The organism is Bacteroides sp. ET489 (genome assembly GCF_030518095.1).
In the GTDB taxonomy this organism is placed as follows: Bacteria; Bacteroidota; Bacteroidia; order Bacteroidales; family Bacteroidaceae; genus Bacteroides; species Bacteroides ndongoniae.
Genome location: NZ_JAULLJ010000027.1, coordinates 35883 through 50199 on the forward strand (window position 1 = coordinate 35883; position 14317 = coordinate 50199).

7 protein-coding genes are annotated in these 14317 nt (G+C 45.9%); 3 read left to right on the forward strand and 4 right to left on the reverse strand.

The window, feature by feature from the left end; genetic code table 11:
• Window positions 1–23: 23 nt before the first annotated feature.
• From gltB to Q3C19_RS13585, 3 genes are all read right to left on the reverse strand, one after another.
• Entirely contained in the window at window positions 24–4559 is a 4536-nt protein-coding gene (gene gltB / locus Q3C19_RS13575) for a glutamate synthase large subunit (protein WP_277121397.1), read from the reverse strand.
• A 290-nt stretch (window positions 4560–4849) separates the two neighbouring features.
• A complete protein-coding gene (locus Q3C19_RS13580) occupies window positions 4850–7750 on the reverse strand; it encodes a PD-(D/E)XK nuclease family protein (protein ID WP_071149315.1) in 2901 nt (966 codons plus the stop codon).
• A gap of 17 nt (window positions 7751–7767) precedes the next feature.
• A complete protein-coding gene (locus Q3C19_RS13585) occupies window positions 7768–11043 on the reverse strand; it encodes an exodeoxyribonuclease V subunit beta (protein WP_277121396.1) in 3276 nt (1091 codons plus the stop codon).
• Between the two features lie 214 nt (window positions 11044–11257).
• On the opposite strand from Q3C19_RS13585, the gene Q3C19_RS13590 reads away from it, so the two are divergent.
• From Q3C19_RS13590 to Q3C19_RS13600, 3 genes are all read left to right on the forward strand, one after another.
• Window positions 11258–11785 (forward strand): lipocalin family protein, encoded by a 528-nt coding sequence (locus tag Q3C19_RS13590; RefSeq protein ID WP_277121395.1) that lies wholly within the window; start codon window positions 11258–11260, stop codon window positions 11783–11785.
• Between the two features lie 128 nt (window positions 11786–11913).
• Window positions 11914–12387 carry an AEC family transporter gene (locus Q3C19_RS13595; protein ID WP_277121394.1) on the forward strand — a complete coding sequence of 158 codons (474 nt, stop codon included), beginning with the start codon at window positions 11914–11916 and terminating at the stop codon, window positions 12385–12387.
• A complete protein-coding gene (locus Q3C19_RS13600; RefSeq protein WP_277121393.1) occupies window positions 12384–12800 on the forward strand; it encodes an AEC family transporter in 417 nt (138 codons plus the stop codon). The genes Q3C19_RS13595 and Q3C19_RS13600 overlap by 4 nt, the downstream gene beginning before the upstream one ends.
• Before the next feature lie 37 nt (window positions 12801–12837).
• On the opposite strand, the gene Q3C19_RS13605 is transcribed toward Q3C19_RS13600, so the two are convergent.
• On the reverse strand, window positions 12838–13506 hold the full coding sequence (locus Q3C19_RS13605) for a hypothetical protein (protein ID WP_277121392.1): 669 nt from the start codon (window positions 13504–13506) through the stop codon (window positions 12838–12840).
• Window positions 13507–14317 lie beyond the last annotated feature (811 nt).

Genomic DNA, 14317 nt, shown 5'->3' on the forward strand with positions numbered 1-14317 from the left:
TGCTTCTTTTGTTCCTTTATCGTTTAATAGTCTCTCTGCATGTCGGCAATCTTCTGTTGCAACTTGCGCATTTGCTCTTCCTGCAATACCTTTTTGTATTCGATAGGTACTACTTGGATGAACTGGTCGACGTAGTGTGTCCAGTCGTCGAGCATGACGCGTGCCAGTTTCGAACCGGTGTACAGATAATGTTGCCGGATGAGTTCGTGCAGCTCTTTTCTGTACGATGCTTCTTCGATTAACGAGAGTTCTACCATTTCCATGTTACAGAAATAGTCGAAATTTCCTTCTTTATTCCATACATAGGCTACGCCTCCACTCATACCTGCGGCAAAGTTTCGTCCGGTTTTACCCAGTACAACGACACGTCCGCCGGTCATGTATTCGCAGCAGTGATCACCTACACCTTCGACTACAGCAATGGCTCCCGAGTTACGTACGGCAAATCGCTCGCCCACACATCCGTTGATGTATACTTCTCCGCTGGTTGCACCGTATAGCAGGGTGTTTCCGGCAATTGTGTTCTTTTCGGCTTCGAAGTTGCTTCGAACAGGAGGCAATACGGCAATGCGTCCACCGCTGAGTCCTTTGCCCAAATAGTCGTTGGCTTCGCCTTCCAACTTGAAGTTGACACCTGGTACCAAGAAGGCTCCGAAACTTTGTCCGGCAGAACCTTTGAACTTTACATTCAGGGTATGCTCCGGAAGCCCTTTAGCGCCATACTTTTGGGCGATGGCTCCCGATAACATGGCACCACAGGCACGATCGGTGTTGGCAATGGTATATTCTAAGGAGATTTCTTTTTGATTCTCCAATGTTTCGGCAGCAGCGTGGAGGATTTCTACATCCTTTACGTGGTCGATGCCGTGTTGTTGGTCGGTGACGTGGCGTATAGCAGCTCCGTTCTCTACACGGGTAAGCAATTGCGAGAAGTCGAGCAAGGCATGCTTGGGGTTCTTGTAATCGCGTTTACTTCGGATGATGAGATCCGTCCGTCCGATGATGTCGTCCATTCTTTCGACTCCGATTTCGGCCAAATACTCGCGTACTTCTTGTGCCAGGAAAGTGAAATAGTTCACCAGGTATTCGCTTCGTCCTCTGAAGCGTTTGCGAAGTTCGGCATCCTGGGTGGCTACACCTACGGGACATGTGTTCTGATTACATTTCCGCATCATCACGCATCCCAGTACGATCAGGGCGGCAGTGGCGAATCCATATTCTTCGGCACCGAGCATAGCCATCAGTACGATGTCACGTCCAGTCTTCAATTGTCCGTCTACTTGCAGGAGGACTTGTCCTCGCAGACCGTTCAATACCAGCGTCTGTTGCGTTTCGCTCAATCCGATTTCGGGCGAGATACCTGCATACCGGATGCTTGATGCCGGTGATGCTCCCGTGCCTCCTTCGGCTCCAGAGATGACGATTAAGTCGGCCTTGGCTTTTGCCACACCGGCAGCGATGGTTCCTACACCGCTTTCAGCAACCAGCTTGACACTGATTTTGGCGTGCGGGTTCACGTTCTTCAGGTCGAAAATCAGTTGTGCCAAATCCTCGATAGAGTAGATGTCGTGATGAGGTGGAGGCGAGATGAGCGAGATGCCCGGGATGGAGTGACGAGTGCGTGCTATGACTTCATCTACCTTGAATCCTGGCAATTGTCCGCCCTCACCAGGCTTGGCACCTTGGGCCACTTTGATTTGGATTTCGTCAGCATTGACCAAGTATTCGGTTGTCACGCCAAAACGTCCGGAAGCTACCTGCTTGATGGCACTTCTGGTTTCGTTGTCGAAGCGTGAGCTGTCTTCTCCTCCTTCGCCGGTATTGCTGCGTCCGTGCAGACGGTTCATGGCAATGGCAATGGCTTCGTGGGCTTCCTGGCTGATGGCACCGAACGACATGGCTCCGGTGACAAACCTTCGCACGATGGATTCGACAGGCTCTACACAGTTAATGTCGATGGGATTATGTCGGAAATCCAGGAAATCGCGCAAGAAGATAGGCTGTTCTTTTTCATCTACCAAGCGGGTAAATTCTTTGAACTTCTTGTAACTTCCCGTACGTGTAGCCAATTGCAGGGTAGCTATGGTTTCGGGATTCCATGCATGTTTTTCGCCATCTTTACGGAAGGCGTAGATACCTGCGTTGGGCAGAAGTTCTTTACCGGCTTTTGTCGTATCTTCGCTTTCGGCATACGAGCCCTCTATTTGAGGATGGGGATTTCTGAATCTGAATTTGACAATTTCTTCCAAACCGATACCACCTATGCATGATTTCAGTCCACCGAAGTAGGCATCGCTCAATTCCTGACTCAACCCTACAGCTTCGAATATTTTTGCACCGCGATAAGAACGGATGGTACTGATACCCATTTTACTCATCACTTTGAACAAACCTTTGCATACGGCTTTGATGTAGTTTTTCTCGGCTGTAGCATAATCCAGCTGGATGTCTTTGTCGGCCACCAGTTGGTCGAGTACAGCAAAAGCCATATAGGGGTTCAGGGCACTGGCTCCGAATCCGAGCAGCAGGGCTGCATGCATAACTTCGCGTATTTCGCCACTTTCTACTACAAGGGCTGTTTGTACACGTTTGCCTACAGAAATCAGGTAATGATGTACTGCACTGACGGCCAGGAGTGAAGGGATGGGGGCATGTGCGTCGTTTGCTTCACGGTCGGTCAGAACAATATAGTTAACTCCTTCATTGACACTTTCTTCTGCTTGCTTACACAACGAGGCAATGGCTTCTTGCAAACCGTTTCTTCCTTTGGAAGTATCGTAGAGCATAGGAAGCTTTACTGTTTTAAATCCTTTGTAGCGAATGTTGCAAAGCAAGTCAAGTTGCGTATTGGTTAATATGGGGTGGTTCAACCTTACCATTTTGCAGTGTTCGGCATTAGGAGTCAGGATGTTCATTCCCACAGCTCCGATGTATTCGGTGAGCGACATGACCAATTCTTCGCGGATTGGGTCGATAGGCGGATTGGTGACTTGAGCGAATTGCTGGCGGAAATAGTTGAACAGCAATTGTGGGCGATCACTCAATACAGCCAATGGTGTATCGTTACCCATGGCACTTACGGGCTCGGCACCATTTTCGGCCATGGGCTGAATAATTTTTTCGATATCTTCGCGGGTATATCCAAAGATGTGGAGCATGTCGCTATAATGAGGTACACTATGTGCAACTTTTCTTCCGCTTTTCAGTTCGTCCAATTCGATTCGGTTGGTGGCAAGCCATGCGCGATAAGGCTTGGCTTCAGCCAGTTGGCGCTTCAGTTCGTCATCATAGTAGATACGTCCTTCCTGTGTGTCAACCAACAGGATTTTTCCGGGTTGAAGGCGTCCTTTTTCTTTTATGTCGCCTGGCTCAAAATCCATTACACCTACTTCGCTGGCTACTACCATCGTGTCATTTTTTGTAATGAGGTAGCGTGCAGGACGGAGACCGTTTCGGTCGAGCATACCACCAGCATATCTACCGTCGCTGAAGAGCAGAGCGGCAGGACCGTCCCATGGTTCCATCAAGATGGAGTGGTATTCGTAGAAAGCTTTCAGGTCTTCGCTGATAGGATTCTTTTCATTGAAAGATTCGGGTACGAGCATGGCCATAGCATGAGGCAGACTCATACCGGACATGACTAGGAATTCAAGCACATTGTCCAACGAGGCCGAGTCGCTCATACCTGGTTGTACGATGGGGCGTATTTCGCGTATGTCTCCCAATGTGGGGGTGGACAATACCGATTCGCGGGCTTCCATCCATCCGCGGTTTCCTCGGATGGTGTTTATTTCGCCGTTGTGTGCCAGCAAGTGGAAAGGCTGGGCGAGTCCCCAAGTGGGGAAAGTATTAGTACTGAACCGGCTATGCACCAAAGCCAGACCACTGGTGAAGTAACTGTTGGTCAAGTCAGGAAAGTACCCTCTTAATTGCATAGACGATAACATGCCTTTGTAGACAATGTTCTGGGTCGATAGCGAACATACGTAGAAGTCGTTTCGGGTAGGAATGTCCGACCTTCTTATGCGGTTTTCTATTCTTTTCCTTATAATATATAGTTTTCTTTCGGCTGTCTGGCTGTCGGTGAATCCGGTAATAAAGATTTGTTTGATGTCCGGTTCAGCAGTCAGTGCTGCTTCCCCTAAAATTTCGGGACATGTGGGTACATTTCTCAGGTGCATCAATGTGAGTCCATCTTTCTCAATCTCTTCAATGATGATGCTAAGAATAGCTTCCTGATCTTTTTTATCTTTGGGAAGAAATAGAATACCTGTTCCGTATCGGCCTTTTTCGGGCACGGGAATTCCCTGTAGTAAGATAAACTCATGGGGGATCTGCAACATGATACCTGCCCCGTCGCCAGTCTTGTTGTCAGCACCTTCAGCACCGCGATGGCGCATGTTTTCAAGCACTTTCAGAGCCGATTCAACCAATTCGTGGCTTTTGTTTCCGTGGATGTTTACAATCATTCCTACACCACATGCATCGTGTTCGTAAGACGGATCGTATAGTCCTCTCTTTTCCTTTGTTTTGTTGTTAAAAAGTTCTTGTTTTACCATCTTGATTAACTTTATTTCCTGTAATACCTATTATTTGTGTCAAAATGCACGGCAAATATATGGTATTAATTTCAAAATGGTAAATTTTCAATAATCTTGTTTGTAATAAAATTAAAGCATTTGTTTAAACGGTTACGATTGGTTGATAATTTAGTAATTAAATACACTAAACTGAAAGCATATTTGTGCTTTTTAATTTCATATTGTTATTTTAACATATTGAATAAGTTTTTTAATTGGATGCATAAAGCCATATAGGTGGCATTATGCATTGTGTTCCGTACTTCAACTTATCCCCAGCATAATTTATGAAAATCGCAATATTCGCATTTTTTCGTGTCATCAGTTTGGGTAAAAGGTTCTTGCGGATTGAATATCTCGTTCAGCAAGGCTTGTAAATGTTCGCGGAAGTCGTCTTCGTAAAGAGCAAAGTTGAGTACTGGAATTTTGGGCTGACGCGGAGCACCTATCTCAATAACCGGCGAATAGGTGTCGGAAGCAGCCTTGTGGATATAGAGAAGGGCGGGTGCTACTTTTAGGGATTGTTTGCGGCACATGATGGCGGCATACAAGAAGGTCTGGAAAATGTAACCCGGGCGATTCTCAGAAGGGGTGAAAAGCTGTCCAATGTTCTCAGGTGTCTTAGGTAAGCCTCCTGTTTTGTAGTCAACAATGCGCAAAGTACCATCCTTGCTATCCATACGGTCAATAGTGCCACCAATGTTTACTGATAGTTTTCCTTTGGAGGTCTCAATCTCGATACTTTCTTTTACAGTCTTTTCCATAGCTTCCATGCTGAAGGGGGCATATTGCAAGTCGTTTCTGAGCAGTTGTTTCAGATAGGAAACAATGACCCGTGCGTGGATGAGTTGGCTTCCGTTGTATTCAGGTTTTTCCTGAGGAGGTACATGGAAAAACTCTTCTTTAAAAGCTCGGTTGACGTACTCTTGCAGTCGTGCGTCGTCTTTGAGTAATTGTTCGAGATCTGTTTTATGTATTTCCTTCTGGTGGCTGGTAAGGTCGGTATATACCAGTTCGGCAGAACGGTGGAAAATAGTTCCAAACAGAGCTGAATTGATTTCGGCATTGACTTCATCAGGTGCTTTAAGGCCGGCTATGTAACGGAAGTAAAACTTCAGTCGGCAGTCCAGATAAGAGTTCAAAGCCGAGGGGGATAGCAGACGCTCGGGATGGAGACGGCTGTTGTAGGTGGCGTACATTGTACGTATTACTTCATCGGTTTTATCAATTTGGATGGTGCGACCTTGCTTAGGTGATTGAGCTGCTTCGAGGTAACTGTGGGTAACAGTATGAGGCGATTCGATGAGAAACTGCAACATGAAACGTGACATTTCTCCCCGGTTCAGCCCGTCGGAAGAAGTATTGTAGAGCAGGGTGATATTTTCGGCACGTTGAATGAGTCGATAAAAATAGTAAGCGTAGACAGCATTTTTGTGTTCGATGGTAGTCATGCCGAAAGCTTTGCGCAGATTGTAGGGGATGAAGGATGATTCGCCTTCGGCTTTGGGCAACTTGCCTTCGTTCAGTGAGAGGATAAGCAGGTTCTTGAAATCCAGGTTACGTGTTTCAAGTACTCCCATAACCTGAAGTCCGATGGCAGGTTCGCCATGAAAAGGGATGTTGGCCGAAACCAGCAGGCGGTTGAGCAACCGTTTCAGGGTGTCGAGACGTAAAGTCAATACCTCATCTTCGATCAGGCTGAGCAGACGATTGATAAGAGTATAACCTTTGAACAGCGATTCGCGGTAGAGCTGGTTGTATAAGTCGGACGAATCGTCTTCGTGGCGGTAGAGAACAGCTACTTCCTGTATCATGTCAATGAGGTAGGTGCACAAAGCCTGAATGCCGTTTTGTGGGGTGAATACCTTCTCCAAAAAAGCATCTTGTTTAAGTTCGGAAGGAAGAGGATAGAAACGGTTGTTGCGTGTAAGCGACAATTCGAGTGCCGGAGCCGAAGGGGATAACTGACGGGTGTAGGGATGCTTCAACACGTTAAGCACAGCTTCGTAGGTGTAGCGGCCCGTGTCGGTGCGATAGCCGGAGGTTTGCAGTTCGACAAGGGCGTTGATGAAGTTGTACACAGGTGTTTGTGCCAGTGGAAATCCCATGGTGACGTTGACGTCTTTAATGTCTGCCGGGAGCGAGTGAAGCACTGGCAAGAGAAGGGCTTCATTACAAAGAACAATGGCGTTTTCTTTCAGGTTCTTTGTAGTGTCAATGCTTTGACCCCATTGAGGAATGAAGCGTGCCTGTGCATTCTCGGTGGGAGAGGAGATATACTGTATTTTTTTGTTGCTCCGCAAGGTGTCGAAAACCGATTCGGGTAACTGATTGGGAAAAATCTTGAGGTTTTGCAAGATGAATTCACCTGCTTCGTGTGTATAGGGTGGCTGCTGTTCATGAGGCAGACGGGTGTAGAAGATGTCGTAATCCCAGTAGAAAAGAGCTTTGCCAGCCTCTTGCAGAAGGGAGAAGAAGGCTTTCTCTACCTTATTTAATACGTTGAAGCCTACGAAGACATAACGATCGTAGCGGGGAAGCAGAGGGATACCGGCATTGAAGTCGGCTGTAAGTTGTTCGAGTACGTTGCGATACATCATTCCTTCGTAAGCAATGCCCAGTTGGGTCAGGCTGTCGCGATAATGATGGTAAATATCGTTCAGTTTGTCCCAAAGGGAGATGAAACGTTCTTTCAGCAGCGTACGTTTTTCGATAGAGAAGTTCTGAAAGAATTGGCGGATGGCTTCTTCCTGTTCGTGATCGAGGAAGCTATAGTCGTCCATCAGATTTTTCAGGTCTTGTAAGTTGGTGAAAAGGCGGTCGGCATCTACAAGGTTCTTGTCGACATCATCAAAATCGCTGATCAATAATTCACCCCAAAAATAGAAGTCGTCGAGGGTTTCGTCGCTATGGGTTTCTTGGACGAATATGTTGTAGAGTTCGCATACCAAGCGAATGGGGTCACCAAGTTTCAGGGGGGATAGCTGACCGAATAATTCGCTGATGCTGACATACGAAGGCGACCAGATGGGACGGTCGGCTTCGGCTGCCAGATATTCGTTGAAGAAAAGGCTGGCACGTTTGTTGGGGAAGACAATGGCTGTGCGTGACAGGTCATTACCTATCTTATGATAAAGGTCGTGGGCTACCAGTTGGAGGAAAGTTTGCATCTTGCTGAATTTTTATTTTATTTGTTTTTTGTTTTTTCTTGTTTCTCGAAATCTACCTTTTCTACTTGTTGCATGTCTACATACCACAAGTAACCGTTTATGTGAGAGGCAGTGTAGCCCATACGTACCAGCAGGCGCATGTAGTCTTGAACCTGTCGGTTATATCGTTTACTAGGCTTACCAAATTTAAAATCGACAACCACGATATCATCTCCTTTCATCATTACACGGTCGGGACGGCGGTTAAGCAGTTTTCCGTTGTCAAGCCAGATGATGTCGCACTCGTTGAACAGGCGCCATTCTCCCGAATACCATTGTTTGACTTCGGGTAGGGAGAAGGCACGTCTGGTAAGCTCTCTGATTTCGTCTGCGGTTGTTTGGTGGCCGATGACACCTTCGGCTACAAGGTGTGAGACTGCATTGTCAATGTCGGCTTCGGTTTCGATGGCTGAGAAGAGGGTGTGAAGCAGGCGTCCGCGGTTGATGAAACGTTGTGCAGATTCTTCTTCATCGATACCGGCAATGAAATCGGCTGAGCGGTTGGATTGTCTGAATTCGATGTCGTGCTTCAGGCTTTCCATACGTACCGGTTGTTTATGGGGACTGAAAGCCAACTTGTTGGCAGAAGTTTTATTTTCCTGTCCGGATAGGGTCGAAGGGCATAGAGAACCACTCTCAAACGTAGCGAATTCTTCGTTCCACAGGCTTCCTTCGATGGCTTTGGCTACGGAAGGAAGTGCGTTGGCCAGCAATTCGGCTACAGTGCCACGCTGGTCCTTTTTGCTCCATACGATGAGGTTTTTTTCGGGGCGGGTGAAAGCTACGTATAATAGATTCAGGTTGTCGACCCATAACTGAAGGCGTTCATCCAGATAGTCGGAACGGTAAACAGATTCAGCCATGAGAGGACTGTAGGTAACGGGAACCAAGTCAAGTGCATTGTAGGGGGCAGAAGGCGCTTGGCACCAGACAAGCTGGTTGTTGGTTTCGTTTTCCAGTTTCCAGTCGCAGAATGGGATGAGCACGGTGTGGAATTCAAGTCCTTTCGATTTGTGAATAGAGAGGATACGTATGCCATCCACTTCGCCACTAGGGATTGTCTGGGCACATAGTGTGTCCTCCCAATGGCGGATGAAGTGACCGATGTCCGAAGGATTGTCTTGCAGATATTGTGTCACGGCATCGAAGAAGGAGAACAGGTAGGCATCTTGCTTTGCGACGAGGTTGAGGTGCAGGATGCTGTATAGTTCTTCTAACAGTTCGTATAGAGGCATGAGGCGAAGTTCTGCGGTGTGTGCACAGAAAGCTTCGGGCAGTATGCCAGAGTTCGGTTCGGCGAATAACTGATGCCATTGAACCGGGGAGGTAGCCACGTATTGGGTGTAGTTTGTCGCAAGCGAGGCTTGCGATATTTTGTCATCAGAATCGAGCAGGATGCGTAGGGCATCTATCAGCATGCCGACTGCTACGGATGCATCAAGACGAAAAGCTTCGTCAGAGACGATAGGCAGGTGGAGTTCCTGATCGAAATAGTCGGCAATGAGAGGAATGTTTTTGTTTTTACGTACCAGTATGGTGATGTCGTTTAGCTGTATACCGCTATCGAGTAAATGACGTACTTCGTTGCCTAATGCAATCAAAGTCTGTTCAGTGTAGTTGTGGTCGTTGTCGGGTTCAAGGAAACTGGCCTTTACATAGCCGCGCGACAGGCTGCGTGGTGATTCTTGGGCGACGTCAGCGTAGGCATTCTTCAGTGGGTAGCATTCTTCGTGCAGTTCGTCCAAGTGCAGAGCATTCAGATAATCGACGGCTTGGGTGAAGAAATGGTTGTTGAACTGGATGATATTGGTTTCGCTTCGACGGTTTGTTTTCAGCGTTTCCACACGAATGGGAAAACGGTTAGAACCAAAAGAGTCTTTGTTGGTAGAACTGCCAAGGTTATTCAGAATGCTCCAGTCGCCGTTGCGCCAGCGATAAATGGATTGTTTGACATCGCCCACGATGAGGCTGTCGGCACCTTGTGCGAGGCCTTCAAGTAACAACATGCGGAAGTTGTCCCATTGCATCCGACTGGTGTCTTGAAATTCATCAATCATCACATTGTGTATGCTGGCTCCGATTTTTTCGAAGACGAACGATGAGTCGCCTTCACCCAGCAGTCGATGCAGCAAGGCATTCGTGTCGGACAGCAGAAAACGGTTCTGTTCTTTATTAAGGATACGTACCTGTTCGTCTATGTGGTTTAGCAGCTGTAGTTTGTCGAGATGTTGCAGAGAGAGGCGGCAACTGTTTACCGTTTGGTTGCGTTGTGGACGTAGTCTTTCTGAGTCGCGCAAAAGGGGCATCAGACTGCTTTCGGCCAAGTGGATGATGTCTTTTTTCCGTGTCGAGGTCTTCGATGCCCAGTTTTGCGGGTCGTCGAGGCAATTATTCAGGGTAGTGTTCAATACATCTTTGTCGGCTAGTTTTCCATCGCGCAATTTACGGAAATAACTTCCAATGCTTCGTGTCCCTCCTTTCAGATCGTCGGAGGTGAGGGCATGGGCTTCGAGTTCGCCGACGAACTGATCGTAGAAAGCTTTCATCTGTTCAAGGGCATCTGTCAGCATTTCACGCAGCACGTCGCGATAAAGTCTGACGGCTTGCGGATCGCGTAATTTCTGGCGTAGCATTTCGCCACGTTCAATGTAGCCTTCGTCGAAGATGTTTCGTCCGAATCGTTTTATTTCATCAGATACATTCCAGCGTTTGTCGTCGGCAATACGTTCGTCGATGTAGGCCAGAAGCCATGCCAATACGGGTGATGTGGGAGTGAGTTGGTCGATAAGGGTGTCGACGGCATCGCTCAATACTTCGTTGTTGTTCAGTTCGATATTCAGGTTAGGACTCAGTTCCAGCTCGCGTGCAAGATTACGCATGACGGACTGGAAAAAGGAGTCAATGGTTTCTACGCGGAAGCGGCTATAGTCGTGTAGAATGTACTGTAAAGCCATGCCGGCGCGTTGCCTCAATTCGCTGGTTGTACAGGGCTTGGGCATGCCTGTCTGGTGATGGCGTGTGAGGTCCTCTTCTATACGTTTCAGGTAAGCGTCGGATGCGGGGTCGGCCTGCCAGATACCGTACAGTTGCTGCAAGATACGTTCCTTCATTTCGGTAGTGGCCTTGTTGGTAAAGGTCACAGCCAGAATCTGCCGGTAGGCTCTTGGGTTTGCTATCAGGTGTTTGATGTACTCGACGGCCAAAGTGAATGTTTTTCCTGACCCGGCGGATGCTTTGTATACTAACAATTCCATGTGTAGATTTTCATTTTCTGAACAAAAGATGTTGGCAAAATTACGTAAAGTTTGCGTAATATTCAAGGGCTGATTGTTTGGTTGTGTGTCTGCAATGTTTTATCTTTGTCAATAGGAAGAGTAGAACGAGAGAAGTGAGTGGCACATGCTGGTGGCAACTGTGTGACATTACCGATTTTGTTGACTTCTCTACACATAATAAACTTGAAAGCGTATGAAAAACATTCTGATTCTTTTGTGCTCTATCTTAGGATTGAGTGGTTGTGGCTCTGATATTGCAAGTAAGGAGATTGACAACCGGACGGTGCAGACTTTCGATGTGACTCGTTTTATGGGAAAATGGTACGAGATAGCACGTTATGATCATCGCTTTGAAGAGGGAATGAATCGGGTGACAGCTACTTATACCTTGCTTGATAACGGACGGATTGAAGTGCTGAATGCTGGTTATAAAGACGGCAAGTACAAAGAGATTAAAGGAAAAGCCAAACAACCTGATGCTGCTGATCCGGGCAAGTTGAAAGTATCGTTCTTCTTGTGGTTTTATGCTGATTATTATGTGCTCGACATCGATCCCGACTATCGTTATGTGCTGGTAGGAAGTAGCAGCGATAAGTATCTTTGGATTATGAGTCGTGAGGCGACTTTACCAGATAATGTACTTCAAGAACTTCTTGACAAACTCCGTCGGCGTGGTTACGATACGGATAGGCTGGTGTTCAATGACTTTTCTGTAAAGTGAGTGTGAGGAGGAAAGTATATTAGCTATCAATTTTCCGCCCGAGTGGAGAATATCCAAATTCTATAATCTGTATCTTTGCGCCAGTTTTTTAGGAGGTAAAAAGATTTATAGATGCAATAGTAACGCAGATGATTATCTTGTTCGTACTGGTAGTCGTCGGCTATTATCTGAGTAAAAAGAAGATGATGGATGCGGATTTTGACCGCAAGCTTTCGGGATTGGTTATTAATGTAACGTGTCCTTGCCTGATACTTTCATCGGTGATGGGCGATACGCTTCCTGACAAAACATTCATCGTTCCCTTGCTTCTCGTGGGGTTTGCCACTTATGTGGTGTTGATAGGTGCGGCTTTTCTGCTTCCTCGTTATTTGCCTGTCAAGGCGGCCGACCGTGGAATTTATAGCTTTATGTTGGCTTTCGGTAATGTTGGTTTTATCGGTTATCCCATTGTTGCTTCTATTTTCGGACCGAATGCAGTATTCTATGCCAGTATCCTTAATTTTCCAAGCACTTTGCTGATTTTTGTTTTTGCACCTTTTTTATTTCGGGTGACCAGGGCAATATGCGTTTCAATTGGCATACTCTTTATTGTCCGGCTATGATTGCTTCGTACCTTTCTATCCTTGTTGTACTGACGGGATGGGTGCCTCCCCGTGTTGTCAGCACACCTTTTGTATTATTGGGCAATGTAACCGTACCTGCAGCCTTGCTCATCATAGGGTCGTCGATAGCTCGGGTACCTGTCCTTCGGATGTTCGGTAATGTAGCCATTTACCTTATGTCGGCTTTGCGTTTGATGCTAATTCCTCTGTTCATCTTATACATATCACGCCTTTGCAGTGTCGACAATACTATTGCCAATATTAATGTGGTGCTGGCAGCTATGCCTGTGGCTTCGTATGGAACACTGTTTTGTATTCAATATGCTAAAGGGGAGGTTATTATGGCCGAGGGAACTTTTATTACAACTTTGCTTTCGGTGTTGACCATTCCTTTGCTGACATTGTTCTTGTAGAAGTAGTCTATTTATTGGTTTGTTTGACTTTTGGGAACTATTTCAACAAGAAGTCGTACACTTTTGGTGAAGTTTCAGGCAATATTTTTTTTAACTGGATAAGCATTCGTTGGCGTGATTCCTGTGGGGTGCGTTTGGGGTGGCAAGCTTCTCGTCCGAAGAGTGCTTCGGGAGTGGTTAAGAGCGACCATCCCCAGCCGTATTCGTGTCCGTGGCGGTCGCGAGGATAGATGAAGTCTTGTGTAACGATGTATCCGCCCATTTCCAGGCGAGTGAGATAAGCATCGAATCGGCTTCGCATTTTAGTTCCAGTGAAGCCACATGCAGCGCGAAGTTCACGGGTGATAAGGCTTCCTTCTGTTTTTAAAACATCAAGAATAGCTTCTTCGATGCTTCCCTCTTCGGGGGAAGGGAAAACGCTTCGACGGTAGTTGCAGAAGTCAGGCCACCATTCGCGACTGATAAAGGCAGCTTTACGATTGAAAAACTTACCGTATGCACAACCACTTTCCTGCAGGATAGCACCTTTCCATTCCCACAGCGGCCATTCCCATCCGCCATCGGGCAGGCGGGTATACTGGCAATCTTCATCCGTTATTTCTTCGGCCGACCATCCAGGAATGCCCATGCGTAATAGTGGCAGAAATCCGATGTGGTTGATATAGTCAATCAATTCGGGGCAAGAATGCAATGTTCCCTTTTCCATCTATAGTACCTTTATTTTCTGTTACTTCTCTTTATACAATACAATTTTTATTGTAATCTCTTTCCAAATATATAAGTTTTTGAGGAATTTGGGTTGAAGAGGAGATGAAAATGTTTGGTCAATCGGAAACATGTTATATTGGGATCTTGTATTATTTGTAATATCTCTTTATCTTTTTTTAATGCTCTTGTTTTTATCGCATTGTTATTATTCAGTGTTTGGTGGTGATTGATATTTGGATGCTTGATTTTTTTATAGTTAGGAAAAAGTTTTTTGCTAACTGGGAAAATTTTTGTGGCTAGTTATAAAATTTTCGAAAGAATAAAACGCATAGGAGTTTGGGGAATGAGGTGTGATTGTTGTGTATATTTTTTAACTATTTATGAATGGGGTATTCTGATTTTGCTCAGTGGATATTAGTGGTCACTGTATCAGTGGGCTGAGTTATTGTTTTATTATTGAATTATTAATCTAATGGATTGTAAGTTATGTGTTTATGTATTTTGGTGTGCTACTTTTTATTGCTTTACAGGTTATTTCCCGATGCAGTAATTGCAAGTTTTTGATTATCAATCATTTGGAGCTCTAAAAGGTACAGAAGTCTAATTTTTTGTCATTTTTAGTCATTATAACTTATTGATTATTAATGAGTTATACATTGTCACATTCTTTTTGTAAGACAAAGATAATTGTATTTTGTTGAATTTCAAAGTTTTCCAGCAAATAAGTTACAAGAACGAGGTATTTTTTACCTCTCTTTTAGTGATATAGCATATTCATCAATGGCGTGCAATATTATGTAAATAGAATA